At 45.1% G+C, this 14,714-nt stretch carries 19 protein-coding genes; 13 read left to right on the top strand and 6 right to left on the bottom strand.

All coding sequences use genetic code 11. The features are described from left to right. Positions 1-116: 116 nt before the first annotated feature. The 7 genes from BLT53_RS17490 to BLT53_RS17520 all read left to right on the top strand — a co-directional run bounded on the left by BLT53_RS17490 (position 117) and on the right by BLT53_RS17520 (position 6,780). A complete protein-coding gene (locus BLT53_RS17490) occupies positions 117-698 on the top strand; it encodes a dihydrofolate reductase family protein (RefSeq protein WP_090237011.1) in 582 nt (193 codons plus the stop codon). 27 nt (positions 699-725) lie between these two features. Next, positions 726-1,181: a GNAT family N-acetyltransferase gene (locus BLT53_RS17495; RefSeq protein ID WP_090237013.1), complete on the top strand. Its 456-nt coding sequence runs from the start codon at positions 726-728 to the stop codon at positions 1,179-1,181. Between the two features lie 96 nt (positions 1,182-1,277). Then, positions 1,278-2,363 carry a glycerophosphodiester phosphodiesterase family protein gene (locus BLT53_RS17500; protein ID WP_090237014.1) on the top strand — a complete coding sequence of 362 codons (1,086 nt, stop codon included), beginning with the start codon at positions 1,278-1,280 and terminating at the stop codon, positions 2,361-2,363. Between the two features lie 277 nt (positions 2,364-2,640). After that, on the top strand, positions 2,641-3,951 hold the full coding sequence (locus tag BLT53_RS17505; protein WP_090237016.1) for a hemolysin family protein: 1,311 nt from the start codon (positions 2,641-2,643) through the stop codon (positions 3,949-3,951). A gap of 315 nt (positions 3,952-4,266) precedes the next feature. Next, on the top strand, positions 4,267-4,716 hold the full coding sequence (locus BLT53_RS17510; RefSeq protein ID WP_090237017.1) for an NUDIX domain-containing protein: 450 nt from the start codon (positions 4,267-4,269) through the stop codon (positions 4,714-4,716). Then, positions 4,716-5,180, top strand: coding sequence for a GNAT family N-acetyltransferase (locus BLT53_RS17515; protein ID WP_090237019.1), 465 nt, complete (start codon positions 4,716-4,718; stop codon positions 5,178-5,180). Before BLT53_RS17510 ends, BLT53_RS17515 begins: the two co-directional genes overlap by 1 nt. 241 nt (positions 5,181-5,421) lie before the next feature. Further along, positions 5,422-6,780 carry a glycosyltransferase family 2 protein gene (locus BLT53_RS17520; protein ID WP_170834416.1) on the top strand — a complete coding sequence of 453 codons (1,359 nt, stop codon included), beginning with the start codon at positions 5,422-5,424 and terminating at the stop codon, positions 6,778-6,780. A gap of 41 nt (positions 6,781-6,821) precedes the next feature. Here the strand turns inward: BLT53_RS17520 and BLT53_RS17525 are convergent, their stop codons facing one another. Further along, positions 6,822-7,094, bottom strand: coding sequence for an excalibur calcium-binding domain-containing protein (locus BLT53_RS17525; protein WP_090237022.1), 273 nt, complete (start codon positions 7,092-7,094; stop codon positions 6,822-6,824). A gap of 226 nt (positions 7,095-7,320) precedes the next feature. Between BLT53_RS17525 and BLT53_RS17530 the strand changes: the two genes are divergently transcribed. Then, the gene (locus BLT53_RS17530) at positions 7,321-8,163 is read left to right on the top strand and encodes an aldo/keto reductase (RefSeq protein ID WP_090237024.1); all 843 of its coding nucleotides are present in this window, start codon (positions 7,321-7,323) and stop codon (positions 8,161-8,163) included. A 30-nt stretch (positions 8,164-8,193) separates the two neighbouring features. On the opposite strand, the gene BLT53_RS17535 is transcribed toward BLT53_RS17530, so the two are convergent. Both BLT53_RS17535 and BLT53_RS17540 read right to left on the bottom strand, forming a co-directional pair. Then, positions 8,194-8,652 carry a DinB family protein gene (locus tag BLT53_RS17535; protein ID WP_090237025.1) on the bottom strand — a complete coding sequence of 153 codons (459 nt, stop codon included), beginning with the start codon at positions 8,650-8,652 and terminating at the stop codon, positions 8,194-8,196. A 30-nt stretch (positions 8,653-8,682) separates the two neighbouring features. Continuing rightward, the gene (locus tag BLT53_RS17540; RefSeq protein ID WP_090237027.1) at positions 8,683-9,411 is read right to left on the bottom strand and encodes an MOSC domain-containing protein; all 729 of its coding nucleotides are present in this window, start codon (positions 9,409-9,411) and stop codon (positions 8,683-8,685) included. A 222-nt stretch (positions 9,412-9,633) separates the two neighbouring features. Here BLT53_RS17540 and BLT53_RS17545 point away from each other — a divergent pair, with 222 nt between their 5' ends. The 3 genes from BLT53_RS17545 (at position 9,634) to BLT53_RS17555 (ending at position 12,004) form a co-directional block, all read left to right on the top strand. Next, positions 9,634-10,398 carry an SDR family NAD(P)-dependent oxidoreductase gene (locus BLT53_RS17545; RefSeq protein ID WP_090237029.1) on the top strand — a complete coding sequence of 255 codons (765 nt, stop codon included), beginning with the start codon at positions 9,634-9,636 and terminating at the stop codon, positions 10,396-10,398. Between the two features lie 16 nt (positions 10,399-10,414). Next, a complete protein-coding gene (locus BLT53_RS17550; RefSeq protein ID WP_090237030.1) occupies positions 10,415-11,305 on the top strand; it encodes a PhzF family phenazine biosynthesis protein in 891 nt (296 codons plus the stop codon). Between the two features lie 147 nt (positions 11,306-11,452). Further along, positions 11,453-12,004 (top strand): GNAT family N-acetyltransferase, encoded by a 552-nt coding sequence (locus BLT53_RS17555; RefSeq protein WP_090237032.1) that lies wholly within the window; start codon positions 11,453-11,455, stop codon positions 12,002-12,004. Between the two features lie 44 nt (positions 12,005-12,048). Here the strand turns inward: BLT53_RS17555 and BLT53_RS17560 are convergent, their stop codons facing one another. Together BLT53_RS17560 and BLT53_RS17565 are read right to left on the bottom strand one after the other, a co-directional pair. Continuing rightward, a complete protein-coding gene (locus BLT53_RS17560; RefSeq protein ID WP_090237033.1) occupies positions 12,049-12,585 on the bottom strand; it encodes a sugar O-acetyltransferase in 537 nt (178 codons plus the stop codon). A gap of 32 nt (positions 12,586-12,617) precedes the next feature. Further along, positions 12,618-13,061, bottom strand: coding sequence for a GNAT family N-acetyltransferase (locus tag BLT53_RS17565; protein ID WP_090237035.1), 444 nt, complete (start codon positions 13,059-13,061; stop codon positions 12,618-12,620). Between the two features lie 119 nt (positions 13,062-13,180). On the opposite strand from BLT53_RS17565, the gene BLT53_RS17570 reads away from it, so the two are divergent. Continuing rightward, a complete protein-coding gene (locus BLT53_RS17570) occupies positions 13,181-13,636 on the top strand; it encodes a GNAT family N-acetyltransferase (RefSeq protein WP_090237037.1) in 456 nt (151 codons plus the stop codon). A gap of 69 nt (positions 13,637-13,705) precedes the next feature. Further along, positions 13,706-14,146 carry a YybH family protein gene (locus BLT53_RS17575; protein WP_090237038.1) on the top strand — a complete coding sequence of 147 codons (441 nt, stop codon included), beginning with the start codon at positions 13,706-13,708 and terminating at the stop codon, positions 14,144-14,146. Positions 14,147-14,180: 34 nt separating this feature from the next. Here the strand turns inward: BLT53_RS17575 and BLT53_RS17580 are convergent, their stop codons facing one another. Next, entirely contained in the window at positions 14,181-14,705 is a 525-nt protein-coding gene (locus BLT53_RS17580; protein WP_170834417.1) for a DinB family protein, read from the bottom strand. Positions 14,706-14,714: the final 9 nt, after the last annotated feature.

Below are 14,714 nucleotides of genomic sequence, written 5' to 3' on the forward strand. Positions count from 1 at the left end.
CAAGCAAAGCTGGTCAATGATCCATTTTTGGCCGCGGTAAAAAATGGGGTAAAGGATAAAATACTTAATCGACTTCCGTAGCTGCAGTGTTTATATCTTGGAAAGGATGATGAATGATGCGGAAAATTACGGTACTGAATCGAGTATCGGTGGACGGGTATTTTGCGAGTCTGAATGAAGCCACATTTGGAATGGATTGGTTCATTCAGGATCCGGAAGTGGACAAAGCGGTCCGGAGCGGTCAGGAAGAAGTATCAGCCTTTATTTTCGGTGCCAATACGTATAGAGGGTTTGAACGAAGCTGGGTGCCCATGCTCTACGATCCCAATACTCCGCAGTATTTAAAGGATGTTGCCCAGGTACTCACTGATCATACCAAAATTGTTTTTTCAACAACGATTAAAAAAGCCACATGGGAAAATACCGAGCTGTACAGCAGTGACCCGGTAGAGGTAATCACAAGGGTTAAGCAGGAAGAAGGCGCCAATATTTTGATTTTTGGAAGCGGATCAATCGTCCAGCAGCTGGGAAATGCAGGCTTAATTGATGAATACATGCTGATTATGACGCCTGTGATTGCGGGCGAAGGGAAGGCGATGTATCAGGGGATGAAACAAACTTCTCTGACACTGGTAAGAACCCAGGCGTTTGAATCAGGCAATGTGTTATTACATTATCAGACTGCTGATCAGAAATAGATTTTGAGTGGGGAGGAATCGAAGAAAATGGTTATAAGAGTAGATGATTTAACAGGAACGGAAATCAGGTCACTGATTGGGGAGCATCTTCAGGGAATGCAGCTGCATTCGCCCCCGGAAAGCATTCATGCCTTGAATCCGGAGGGCTTACGGGAAGCAGATATCACGTTTTGGAGTGTATGGACGGACAGTCAGCTTATGGGCTGTGGTGCTTTAAAGGAACTGGACGCCCGGCATGGGGAAATCAAGTCCATGCGCACGGCCACTACCCATTTAAGAAAAGGAGTGGCACAGAGCCTTCTCAAACACATCATTGCCGAAGCGAAACATCGCGGCTATGAGCGGCTGAGCCTTGAGACCGGCTCCATGAAAGCCTTTGAACCGGCAAGAAGGCTTTACACTCGTTTCGGATTTGAGGAGTGTAAGCCGTTTGCTCATTATACCAATGATCCGAACAGTGTGTTTATGACAATGAAGCTCTAACCATATGTTTTCTTAACATTTGCTTCAAAAAGGGTTCATAAATGCCCTTTATACTTGAAACGTATTCTATTATAGCGTTTAAGGGGAGAAAAGCAGATGAAAAAGAAGGTTATAGGGACGGCTATTTCAGCAATCATGATCGGTTCAATGGCTGTTTTTGGAGCGGGGCCAACCGTTTTTGCAGCTGATAAGGGCTATCAATCTTTTGGACAGAGGGGTTTTGATCTGGAAGCCCACCGCGGAGGAATCGGGCTTACGGTAGAATCAACCATCGCTTCTTTTTCCCGTGCTCTGGAGCTTGGGGTGAGCACGCTGGAGCTGGATGTGCAAATTACAGAAGACCATCAGGCTGTTGTAACGCATGATCGGCAAATTTCGGGGGCTAAATGCCGGGATACCAAGCCTGCTACGGCAGGAGATCCGGAATACCCGTATGTTGGCAAATACATAAATAATCTGACACTGAGTCAGATTCGGACGTTGGACTGTGGATCTTCTACGCTGCCCCAGTTTCCGGGACAGGTGGCAAGCCCTGGTGCCCAAATGCCGTTGTTAACGGATATTTTTGATCTTGTGAAACGCTATAAAGCGAAGAAGGTATGGATGAACATTGAAACTAAAGTAGAAGCTGGTGCTCCGGAAGAGACGGCTCCGCGGGAAGAATTTGTACAAATCGTCGCCCGTCAGGTCCGGGAAGCCGGGATGCTGAACCGCGTTTCGATACAAAGCTTTGATTGGGGATCTCTTATGCGGATGCGTGAAGTCGAACCCCGCCTGCCAATTGTCGCACTGACAAACGGGCCACAATTTCTGCAGCCGGGGCAGCCAGGAGCTTCCCCATGGCTTGGCGGCATTGATATTGACGATTTTAACGGTGACCTGGTAGCGGCCGCCCACTCGTTTGGGGCAAATGCGATCTCACCTGTTCATGGCTTCCCGCAGGATGGAAAAATTACCGATGAAAACTATGAGCCCTACGTGACCAAGCAAATGGTGGATAAGGCTCACCAGGCGGGGATGAAGGTCATTCCCTGGACGGTGGATGATATACCAACCATGAACAAGCTGATTAATGACGGGGCCGACGGCTTGATTACCGATTATCCCGACCGTTTGCGCCAGGTGATGGCCCAGCACGGGTTTAAGCTTCCGAAACCATATAAAGCACCACAACATTCTTAAAATATAAGGATAAGACGGCCGGCCGATGAGCTTGCCGTCTTTTTTGTGTCCAATTAACAAACGTTAGACAAAAATTGAAACTTCACAGACTTTGTTTCGTACTTGATATGGAGATGAGTGAAGAATTGGATTACGGGGAGATCAAATGTAGGAAACAATTTCATGAAATGGTATTGAGAACGGACTATTGGCGTAATTTAATACAAAGGAAAAAGATCAAATATTTTTTACCTGGGAGGTGGAACCTCTTTATCCCTTTGGGATGGAGAGGACCCTATTGGATATATTTAATTTATTCATGGTTGCTGTACTGATCCTACTTACGGCGTTTTTCGTAGCTGCAGAATTCTCGATCATCCGTGTGCGTATCACCCGGATTGATCAGCTGGTGGCGGAAGGGAACCGAAATGCAGTTGCAGCCAAAAAAGTCATAACCAACCTCGATGGATCCCTGTCAGCCTGTCAGCTGGGGATTACGATTACAGCACTCGGACTGGGATGGCTCGGTGAACCAACGGTTGAACATCTGCTTCACCCTTTATTTGTAAACCTGGAGCTTTCAGCAGCTTTGGCGAAGACCATCTCGTTTATCATTGCCTTTGCGTCCATTACCTTTTTACATGTCGTGCTGGGTGAGCTGGCGCCAAAAACCATTGCCATTCAAAAAGCGGAAAGTGTTAGTTTGCTGTTATCCCGGCCGCTTCTTTTCTTTTACCAAATCATGTACCCTTTTATCTGGGCATTGAACGGAAGCGCCCAGCTGTTTGTAAAATTGTTTGGATTTCAAGCGGCCTCAGAGCATGAAATGGCACACTCGGAAGAAGAACTGCGTTCCATTTTAAGCGAAAGCTATAAAAGCGGAGAGATTAATAAATCGGAATTCAGCTATGTGAACAATGTATTTGAGTTTGATAACCGGCTCGCCAAAGAAATCATGGTGCCGCGAACGGAAATTGTTACCCTTCAGGCGGGTCAGGCCCTGGACGAAGCCTTTGAAACCATCATTCAGGAGCAATTTACCCGTTATCCTGTTGTCGGTGAGGACAAAGACGAGATCCTGGGAATGATCAACTCCAAGGAGTTATTCCATGGCGTCATGAAAGGAAAACAAGCGGTACCGCTCGAGGAGTATACTCGTCCGATTTTGAGCGTGTTTGAGAATATTCCAATCCAGGAACTCTTAACCAAAATGCAGAAAAAACGTGCTCACATGGCCATCCTGATGGATGAATACGGCGGAACATCAGGCCTGGTGACTATTGAGGATATTTTGGAGGAGCTGGTCGGTGAAATCCGGGATGAATTTGACCAGGATGAATCCCCAATGATCATAAACGTGAACGCCAAAACGAGAATGCTCGATGGCAAAGTGCTGATTGAAGACGTTAATGATCTGTACGCCCTGGATATCGATGAAACGGATCTGGACACGATTGGCGGATGGATGCTTTCCATGAACTCGGACATTCAGAAAGGCGACGTGGTCCGGCATGAAAAATATGAATTTAAAGTGGTAGGGATGGATGGCCACCAGATCAAAAAGATTCAGGTGCGGGAAATGGAAGAACAGCCATCTGAAGTGAATTAACATAGGTCTAGCGATGGATGAACCGCTCGTATCCTAGTAAAAGAATACGTCGAAATTAGTCGAAATGCATTAGGGTTAATCCGTTTGAGAATATTTCACCCGAATTTGAGAATAAAGTGACCTAGTTCGAGAATAAAAGAGTTTTTTTTGAGAATAAAAGAAGGCTTTTTGAGAGTAAGTTAAATTTTGGGAACAAGAAATGATATAAAAACAGCAAAGTCAGGCATTAGCCTGGCTTTTTTGTCCTAATAAAAGGAAAAAACAGCTTTGTGAAGTATAAATAGAGTTGGAATTAAGTTTAAGGGGGAGAATTAGATGTTTGTCGTAAATGCAGAAGCCGCAGTATACAAAGATGATCAATGGCTAATCATTGAACGCAGCTTAAAAGAAGACCATGCAGGAGGACTGCTTGCCTTCGTGGGCGGAAAGGTGGACTCAGCAGGGGAATCTGTCAATATTCTGGAGGCGAGCGTAAAAAGAGAGCTTTTTGAAGAGGTCGGAGTGACAGTAAAAGGTGAGCTTCAATATGTCCGCAGCACGATGTTTACGCTTGAGGACGGCCGAGAAGTTATTAATGTGGTTTTCTTATGTGAGTTGGATGACTGTACGCCTTTTGTGAAAAGTCCGGATGAGGTCGAGGCGTTGTATTGGTTAACAGAAGAGGAAATACTAGATCACCCTAAAACGCCGATCTGGCTCGCCGAAAGTATTAAGGAAGCCGAAATGCTGCGTAAACAAAAACAAGCCATTCCAGCAGCCCAGTAATGGAACAATTCACCGTTAAACAAATAGATGACCTGAATGAGGAGGAACTCACTCAAATGGTTGAGGAGAGTAAACGGGAAGGCTTTCGTTTTCTCGACCGGTTAATCCGTGATTACAAGAACGGCAGTAATGCCTTTGACCAGCGAGGGGAGTCTCTGTGGGGTGTATTTGATCAAGACGGTCAATGTGTGGCCATTGGCGGGCTTAATCGCGATCCCTATACAAACGAGACATCAATTGGAAGATTAAGAAGATTTTATGTATCCTGCACGTTTCGAAGGATGGGTCTCGGAACGCTTTTGCTGAGAAGGATCATCCATGAGGCCAACCTCCATTTTCACGTACTGGTGCTGCATACGGATACAGAGCAGGGAGACCAATTCTACACTTCATTCGGGTTCGTTCAAGAAACAAGGTATCCCCATTCTACCCATTGTTTGCGTTTGAAATCATTGTGGACTTAGGCAGGAAATTAATATATTTTAAAACAAATTTGCAGGCGCTTAAACTTTTGCTTACAAAGTTTTTACCGAGTATGGGTCTTTCGCCTTTTGCACAATATCTTCGTGGTAATACCGAATATTGTTTGTGTTCGACAAATAACGACTATCTACTCAAATCGTTCAATGACCCACTAAAAAATCCTTTTAAGTTCCAATTACTATAGTTATATCGTTATTATTTATGGGTTTAGGAGGATTTGAGTTGGACTATTTATGGTATTTTTTCATTTTTATATCGATCGCATTTCCTTTTCTGCACTCTGTTCATTGCCTGCCCCTGTTCAGACGGGACAGTCTTGAGCGGAAAAGAAGAACATTGGAAGAAAAGGGAGTCAGTATACTTATTCCGTGCTATAACGAAGAAGGAATCATTGAGACGTCAGTCAGCAGCATGAAGACCCTTTCCTATGCGAAGGCGGAAATTCTTTATATTAATGACGGTTCTTCAGACAAGACGTTTGCCAGGCTTGATTCGTTGTTAAACTTAACGCCGTGCATGAAGTCTCATACCCGCCATTTACAGCATAGAAATGTAAAAGGCGTGTACCAGTCCGAATACTATCCGCACATCTTCGTGCTGGATAAAGTAAATGGAGGAAAGGCAGATGCATTGAACGCCGGCATCGAATATTCCAGCCAGCCGCTCGTTGTCACCCTTGATGCGGATACAATCTTAACGGATGAGGCGTTACCCGCAGTAAACCAGGCCTTTTCAGATGAAAATGTCATTGCGGCGGGCGGAGTCGTGCACGTGCTTCAAACAAAAGTCCAAAAGCCTATGGATGGCCTGTCACTAAAGAGTGCCAATATGCTGGTACGGGCGCAAGCGCTAGACTTTATGAAGGCATTTTATGTCAATAAAGTATCATTGGCACGTTTCAAAGCACTGGCTGTCATATCCGGTGCTTTTGGAATTTTTACAAAGAAAGCCTTACTTGATGTGGGCGGTTACCGATCGACCGTCGGGGAGGATATTGATATTACGCTGAAGATGCACAAATACATGGCCAAGCATAAGAAAAGTAAAGTGCTGCTTATTCGGGATGCGGTATGTTACACAGAGTTGCCGGAGAACTGGAAAGATCTTTTCAAGCAAAGGGTGCGTTGGCAAAAAGCATTCGTGGATTGCCTTTTTTATTTTGGACCGTTTTTACTTAAAACGCTGTTCACCAAACCGGTGTCCTTTTTCTATTTGTTTGAAGGGTTCTTTGCCGGTACAATGGCGGTTTATATTATGACAGGCGTATTGATTATGGATGGTCTGGACGGAAAGCTGTTCTCATGGACCTTCATTTTACTATATGTAGCTTATATTTTGGGGGTCGGCCTGGTTTATGATATGGTCGCCATTGGCATGAGCGAGAGGCATGGCTATGCTTTTCAGGAAAAGGACACGTATCCTTTGCTGATGGTGATTATCTTTGATATTTTCTTCTATCGCTTTATCACCATGTTTGCTGTTATCTTTGGCACGGTGGACTATTTCTTCAACCGAAAGGCCTGGAACAAAGTGGCCAGAACCGGCCGGCATTATGAAACAGGAGAAGAAACAGCTGCATAAAGTGAAAACAGACTTTCAGGATTCCTGAAAGTCTGTTTTTTTTATTGTTCACAAGCGATAAGATCTTTGTCTCTGTCACTTTTTTTGTTTGCATCATAGAGCGCTTTGGATACATGTGGTTTATATTTTGTTTTGCCGCCTTTGTTCTTAACGTTTTTGGCGCGGGATACTCCACCTTTGTAATCCTTATGCATCTCCGTGCAGTTTTTATAGGTTTTTACTTTGGCCACAGATGTTTTGGCTTCTGCAGAGAGACCACTGGATAAACTGACAACGAGCCCGCAGGTTAAAAGAACGGCGCTGACTTTTTTCATTCGTACACTTCCTTTTTATGTATGTAGTTCTATTTTATAGCAGGTACTTATTACCCGCAACGATTTTCCTGGTTTAAGAACCAAACTTTTGCTGTTTTACAGGCACTTAAAAGTTCCCATAAAACTTTTTGGTTCCTACGATACTGAAAAGTGCGTACTTTTCAAGCACGTCATTATGGGGAATAATAGACCTTGTTTGATAAGCTCAAGCATAGGAGGAATTAGTGTGGCCAATCATTTACAGGATACAACCACTTTGCGTAATGGAGTAAGAATGCCCTGGTTCGGACTTGGGGTATTTAAAGTAGAGGAAGGACCGGAGCTTGTGAATGCTGTAAAGGCAGCCATCAAGAACGGTTACCGCAGCATCGATACTGCGGCGATTTACGAAAATGAAGAAGGCGTAGGAACCGGGATCCAGGAAGGACTTGAGGAAGCTGGACTTTCCAGGGAAGATTTGTTTGTGACCTCAAAAGTTTGGAATTCTGAACTGGGGTACGAAAAAACGATTGCAGCGTATGAGGAAAGCTTGAGAAAGCTCAATCTGGAATATCTTGATTTGTACCTCATACACTGGCCGGTGGAAGGCAAGTTTAAAGACGCTTGGAGAGCGCTTGAAACGCTTTATAAAGAAGGCAAAGTAAAAGCGATCGGTGTAAGCAATTTTCAAATTCACCATCTTGAAGAATTAATGAAAGATGCCGAAATCAAACCGATGATCAACCAGGTGGAATATCATCCAAAGCTCACGCAAAAAGAGCTTCAGGAGTTCTGCAAGGCTCAAGGCATTCAACTGGAAGCATGGTCCCCGCTCATGCAGGGACAATTGCTGGATCACCCGGTGCTGAAAGAAATTGCCGGCGCCCACCAAAAGAGCGTGGCGCAAGTAATTTTACGCTGGGATCTGCAAAATGGTGTAGTCACCATTCCAAAATCCACAAAAGAACACCGCATTGTTCAAAACTCACAAGTCTTCGATTTTGAATTAACATCTGCAGAGATGGATCAAATTGACGCGTTGAACGAAAACCTGCGGGTAGGACCAGATCCGGACAATTTTGATTTTTAATACAAAAAAGGGCCAGTATTGGTCCTTTTTTTATGCTTTACTTCTGGTTAGAATTTGATTGTTTATATGGTGGTCCATATGTTCAAGGTAATCGTTGATTAGCCAATCGAAGGTTTCCTGTTGATGACTTCCAATAATACAAAGGTATGATAATTTCTCTTTTGGAACGCTTGAAAGAATCGTTATGATTTGCTGATTTAAGACAATAAAAAGGGTTAGTACCTCTTCAAGCGTCTGATCCTGGTAATGTTGTTCCGACACCCATTGGTCCTGATCATACGGTTGGATTGCATAGGGCTGTTCCTCGTACTGCATCTTAATGAATCGGGTCATATTATTGATTGCCGAATCACATAAATGCCCCACAATCTCCTTTTTGGACCATTTATTTGGCGCAGGACGATGAGATGTTTCTGTTTCAGACATCTGTCCCAGCGCTCGCGGCAATTCAAGTATCCAATGGTTTATTCCACTGATCACATGTTCCATGGACAATTTCCTCCTATTTTTAAAAGTTATTTAAACAACTAGATAGGCTGCATCACCCACACGCACTGTACCGGTTTTGATGACTGAAGCATAGACGCCAAAGTGATTCTGCCGTTCTTTCGCTACTGTTTTCAGTAAAGAGGCATCCCGTTCGGCACTTTCGGGATGATACGTGATGATGGAACACCGCTCACAATGCCGCAGAAACTGAATTTCCACCTCCCTTCCGATTTTCATTCGTTTTCCGAACCAGGTTTCTTCGATGAATGGATTTTTTTCGATAAGTGATAGGCATAGATTGGGGCGAAAACGCCGGTGCTCTATCATTTGTTTTCCAGTCAGTTCCTTCAATTTTTCCAGGGAAGCATCCGTTACCAATTGCAGATGTTCTTCCTCAATCGGACCTATAGGGACATGCGTAGGGGTATAGGAAACGGGTGAAAGCTCTCGTTGTGATTGCGCTTCCAGCTCCTTTGTAAGCTCTTCATCTCCCCACGCTGCTGTCCTGCCCTCGGGTGTGGTAATCTCGACATTCGGATAACGGTCCAAGGACTCTTCACCTGAGAATCTTGCTTTGTACCGGACCATCTCTGGAAATTGCGTGATGGTTAAAAACTTGTCCTCCCGTGTTTTATCCAAAAAGGCATGGCTGCGGTCACCATACAGCCCATAATCCATGACTTGTGTCTCCTGCACGCTTTCACCGAAGAACGATTTCACAGGATGGCGAACCAGTTCTTTGATGTGGCCAACTAACATATTACCGCCTCCTTTTGTATCTCCTATAGGTTCGATGGAAACCGGAGAATTCCTTTCATTACATTACCGCAGCCTGTCGGGATGGTATACTGGTCATAGAACTTTTAACACCACGAAATCACTTTTCCTGACACTCTATTCATCAATCTGCGGCTTTACCCACATCCATCATGACTTCAGGATTATCCGACATATAAAAACGTTTGAACAGGGGGATTCATAATGTTGCTTGAAAACAAGAATGCAGTGGTTTACGGGGCAGCCGGGTCGATCGGCAGTGCGGTTGCCAAGGCTTTTGCGAGGGAAGGGGCTCGGGTATTTCTGGCCGGACGCACCCTCAGTTCCCTTCAAAAAGTGGCAGAAGAAATTAAAAGCGAAGGTGGAACAGCTGAAGCCGCACAAGTCGATGGACTAAATCCGGAGGCCATCGGGAAGCATCTGAATGAGATCCTGCAAACAGCAGGAAGGATCGACATTTCTTTCAACGCCATATGGATTCGTGGGGATCTGCAGGGGACACCACTGCTGGATATGCCCGCCGAGGATTTTACGATGCCCGTACTGACAGGGATCAAAACGCATTTCCTGACAGGGACAGCTGCGGCGCGCCACATGGTACAGCAAAAATCCGGGGTAATCTTGACGCTTTCTTCTTCGTCATCTGTACTGTCAGGGCGTGACCGCAGATACCATTTGACCGGAGGCTTCTCTACCGCATGTGCTGCGATTGAAGCATTTTCCCGCAGCTTGGCAGGCGAAGTTGGCCCGGCGGGTGTGCGTGTTGTTTGTCTGCGGCCGGATGCTATCCCGGAAACATGGAGCGGTGATGTGGCCCGCGTGAAGGCCTATATGGAAGGCGGTACAGTACTTGGGCGATTACCACAGTTGAATGAAGTAGCCAATGCCGCTTGTTTAATGGCTTCTGACCATGCCAGCGCAATGACGGGAACCATCGCCAATTTAACCTGTGGTTCGTTTATGGACTAAGAGGAGGAATGAAAACGTGAAGACAGTTAAGGTGTATCATTACGAAGCGTTCAGCAAGGTGCCTCATAAAGGCAATCCGGCAGGCGTTGTACTGAACGGCGATGAGCTAACTGAGGAAGAGATGCAGGAAATCGCACATAAAGTAGGATTTAACGAAACGGCTTTTCCCGTCCGTTCAAAGAGTGCAGACTTGAAAATGAGGTTCTTTACCCCTGGACATGAAGCCGATCTTTGCGGCCATGCGACGATGGCGACTCTTTTTGCGTTGAAAACCAAGGGGCTGCTTGGTGACAAGACAGATCTGCAGATGGAAACGAATGTAGGCGTTTTGCCGATTCAAGTCCATTCTGACGGGCAGGACATTATAATTACGATGCAGCAAGCGTCACCTGAGTTCAGGGATTTTAACGGCTCGATCGAGGAGCTGGCCCATTCACTGGGGATTGAACATGATGATATGGACTTCAATTTGCCAATTACATACGGAAGCACCGGGAACTGGACGCTTTTAGTCCCAATCAAAAGCTTGGATGCATTCAAGAGAATGAAGGCGGACAATGAAAGATTTCCTTCCATACTAAAAGAAATGCCCCATGCCTCGGTGCACCCATTTTGCCTTGAGACTTTTGATCAAGACGCAGACATGCACGGCCGGCATTTTTCATCTCCTTACTCAGGGACCATTGAAGATCCTGTGACCGGAACGGCTTCGGGTGTCATGGGGGCTTATTATGCAGCTTTCATTGATCAAAAAGCGGAAAGCCCTATACACCTGCTAGTCGAACAGGGGCAGGAAATCGAAAGGGACGGGCGTGTGAAGGTGCAAGTCACGAAATCGGACAATCGAATGAAAATCCAAATCACCGGTACAGCAGTCAGAGTGGACGATTTTGAAGTCGCTTTTTAGAAACAGCAGGGAATCTTTGCTGAAATAAGAATAGTAAATAGAGGAGTTTATTTTTCTGAAGGGATGTGACGCTTATGGTACGCATGAATCGTGTTTATGGCCAGATCACCATTTGTAAAAAACGAATAAAAGGACGGGATGTTATTCATGATGACTGGACTGAAGGTCGAACTGCGGCCGGTGTCACTCGACGATTTTAAAAAAACCTATAACTGGCGAAATGACGAGGAAACGGCGCGGCTCGAGGCCGGTACAGGTTTCTTTCGCCTCAGCAATGTGCCAATGGAAAAAATTGAAGCGGACTATGAGCAATCGATCATCAAACTGGATAAACGGGAAGAAGGAGAGTTTTCCATTTATGCCCTGGAAGATACTCCGGAACATATTGGATCCATTGGCTACCGGGAACTGAACATGATTGCCAGGCGCTGCACGGTGGGAATCGGGATCGGCCACAAAGAGTATTGGGGCAAAGGCTACGGGACAGATGCGATGAAAATCCTCATCCGCTTTTTATTCCAAACGATGAATTTGGAACGCATTCAACTCGACACCTGGAGCGGAAACAAGAGAGCGATCCGCTCATATGAAAAGTGCGGATTTGAAGTGGAAGGGCGTTTAAGAAACCATTCTTATATTAACGGGAAGTATTACGATACGGTCGTGATGGGATTGTTGAGGGAAGACTTTTCAATGTGAATAGACCATTGGAAAAGGCAGCTAATTGCGCTGCCTTTTTTGTTTTATATAGATTTAATTACTTTTGCTGGGTTTCCAGCCACAACCGTATCTGGGGGAACATCTTTCGTCACAACAGAACCCGCTGCCACAATGGAATGGTCACCAATCGTCACACCGGCCAGAATGACACAGCTTCCGCCGATCCATACGTCATTCCCGATGGTAATGGGAATGGCATATCCAGTCTTATTCCGGTCTTTCGGTGTGATGGAATGACCTGCCGTATAGATTCCCACATTGGGACCGATCATGCAATTGTGTCCCACTCTGACTTCTGCCATATCCAAAATGGTGCAGTTATAGCCCGCATAGAAGTTGTCACCCACGTGAATATTGTAGCCAAGGTCACATTGGAAATTAGCTTCAAGGCTGGGTTTTTCGCCGGCGCTTCCAAACAGTTCCCTAATGATTTCGTCTTTCTTTTCTTCGTCTTCGATGTCACAATGATTCAATTCCCGTACCAGTTTTTGAGCAACCGTCGTTTTTAATTTCAGTTCCTCTGTTCCGCGTTCATAAAAAATCTTTTCTTTCCCACTCACAATACATCGCTCCTTTCAATTAACCTCTATCCCTAAGCTCCTGAAATCAATTCTTTTGTCATCAAAAGATGGGGAATGCCGTCTTCCATAAAAACATCGGAGGACGTTTGATAGCCGAGTTTGTGGTAAAAGCCTTCTGCCTGTGTTTGGCCGTGCAGCTTGACCCTGCTTGTCCCCTTGCCTGCTGCAATATCCTCCAATGCCTTGATGATAACCTTTCCCAGTCCAAATTTACGGAAGGATTCCAGAATGCAGATTCTCTCGAGCTTGCCGGTACCGTCCACCCACCGGAGGCGGCCCGTTCCTGCCGGCTGGTTTTCATAGTAAGCCAGGATGTGCTCGCAGCGGCCGTCCAACTGGTCAAACTCATCAAACTCGTCCTCCAACGGAACACCCTGTTCTTCGACAAACACCTTTTTTCGGATGGAGAATGCGTGCTCTAACCCTTGGTTTGTTGTAATTCGTTTCGCGTTCATTGATGCTTCGTCCTTTCCTGTTGTGTAATTAGCTATTCATAACGTATAGCATTTTTGCCTGTTTTGCAAAAGGAGAAGATGGAAGGGATGCAGAATGTAAAAGGCTGGGAGGTGGTTCCATGGAAATCGTTGAAGTCCAACAACGGATGGATTTGTTTGATTCTACAGTCAACACGTATTGGAAGCAGTGGGGCAATGGAGATAATTTCGTTTTTTATCAGGACTGCATCAAGCATTCCTGCAAGACGGATGAAGAGTTGCCGAGGTTTTACATAGGGTTAGTCGATGATCAGATCGTCGGGACAGTTGCTTTGCTGCGGAATGATCTCAACAGCCGACAAGATTTAACTCCATGGCTCGCTTGTTTATATGTATCACCAGAATATAGAGGAAAAGATTTAGGCGCACAGCTTCTTGAACACGCCGTTAAAGAAACGCGCCGAAAGGGTTATTCTCATCTTTATCTCGCGACCGATCTTCAAAACTATTATGAACGATATGGATGGTACCGACATGGGGAAGTTTATGGGCCGGGCGGCGGATCGCTAAAGATTTACAGGATGCCTACAGGATAATAGTAGGCAAAGGGATTATCGGATAGCCTATCGAAAAGTATTAAATAAGCTTTATTAGGAGATGAATGTATGACAGTGAGTATGAGGGTTGTTCAGGACGTTCTCGACAATTACAAATCGGCTGTTTATGAAAAAGATGTGGAGAGATTTCTATCCGGCTATGCTCCTGACGTCCATATTTATGATTGCTGGGGAAACTGGGAGTGCAGGGGGATTGTTCCATGGAAAGAAAGTGTCACCGAGTGGTTCAAGGGTTTAAAAGCAGATGGAGTTTTCCTCAACGTTGGTTTTAATGATCTGATTGTGGAGGAAAATTCAAATCTTGCCTTCATCCATTGCGCGGTTACTTTTGCGGCTCACCATGAAGAGTCAGGAGAGATGCTTCGGCAAATCACCAATCGCTTTACCTTCGGCCTGCGAAAAGAAAAGGACTCCTGGCTAATCACCCATGAACATTCCTCACTGCCAATCGATATGAACACAGGAAAAGGGATGTTTAACTTGAAGTAAAAGAAATGATAAAAGGATTGCAGCCGCAATCCTTTTATTTTACGCTATTACTCTCTTTAAACCATTTCCGCAATTGGTTAATATGTGCCTGATGATATCTGCTATGATCTGCAATGTGCCAAATCCCCCATTTAATCGTGGCTTCGTTGCCGTTTTCATACTCAACCCTTTGATTTAATCCTTTGTCTGTCAACTCATAGCATAGGGATTTCATCCTAGTGATTACATCATCATAATTACGAATAAGTACATCAAGAGCAATGCCTTTTACTTGCGGCAATTGGCGGTTCTCGTCCAGCATCGGTCCATATTTCTCTTCGAGTTCCAATGAAACAGCTTCACCCTTTATTCTAAAAACCCAGTTCAGATCAACGTAAGCCAAATGTTTTAGCAGTTGGGCTGTGCTGTTATACTCTTCGTTTGGGCCTTTGTAATCAAGCTCTTCCTGGGTCATTCCGGCAATAATGGACGTTAACCGTTGATAGTTGCCCTCTACCATGGCGAAAAGCATTCCTGCAACCGGCCCCATTTCAGAATTACCTTTTAAATCATGAATCATCCAATCCCC

The sequence above is a fragment of the Fictibacillus solisalsi genome (assembly GCF_900103485.1).
Lineage (GTDB): Bacteria > Bacillota > Bacilli > Bacillales > Fictibacillaceae > Fictibacillus_C > Fictibacillus_C solisalsi.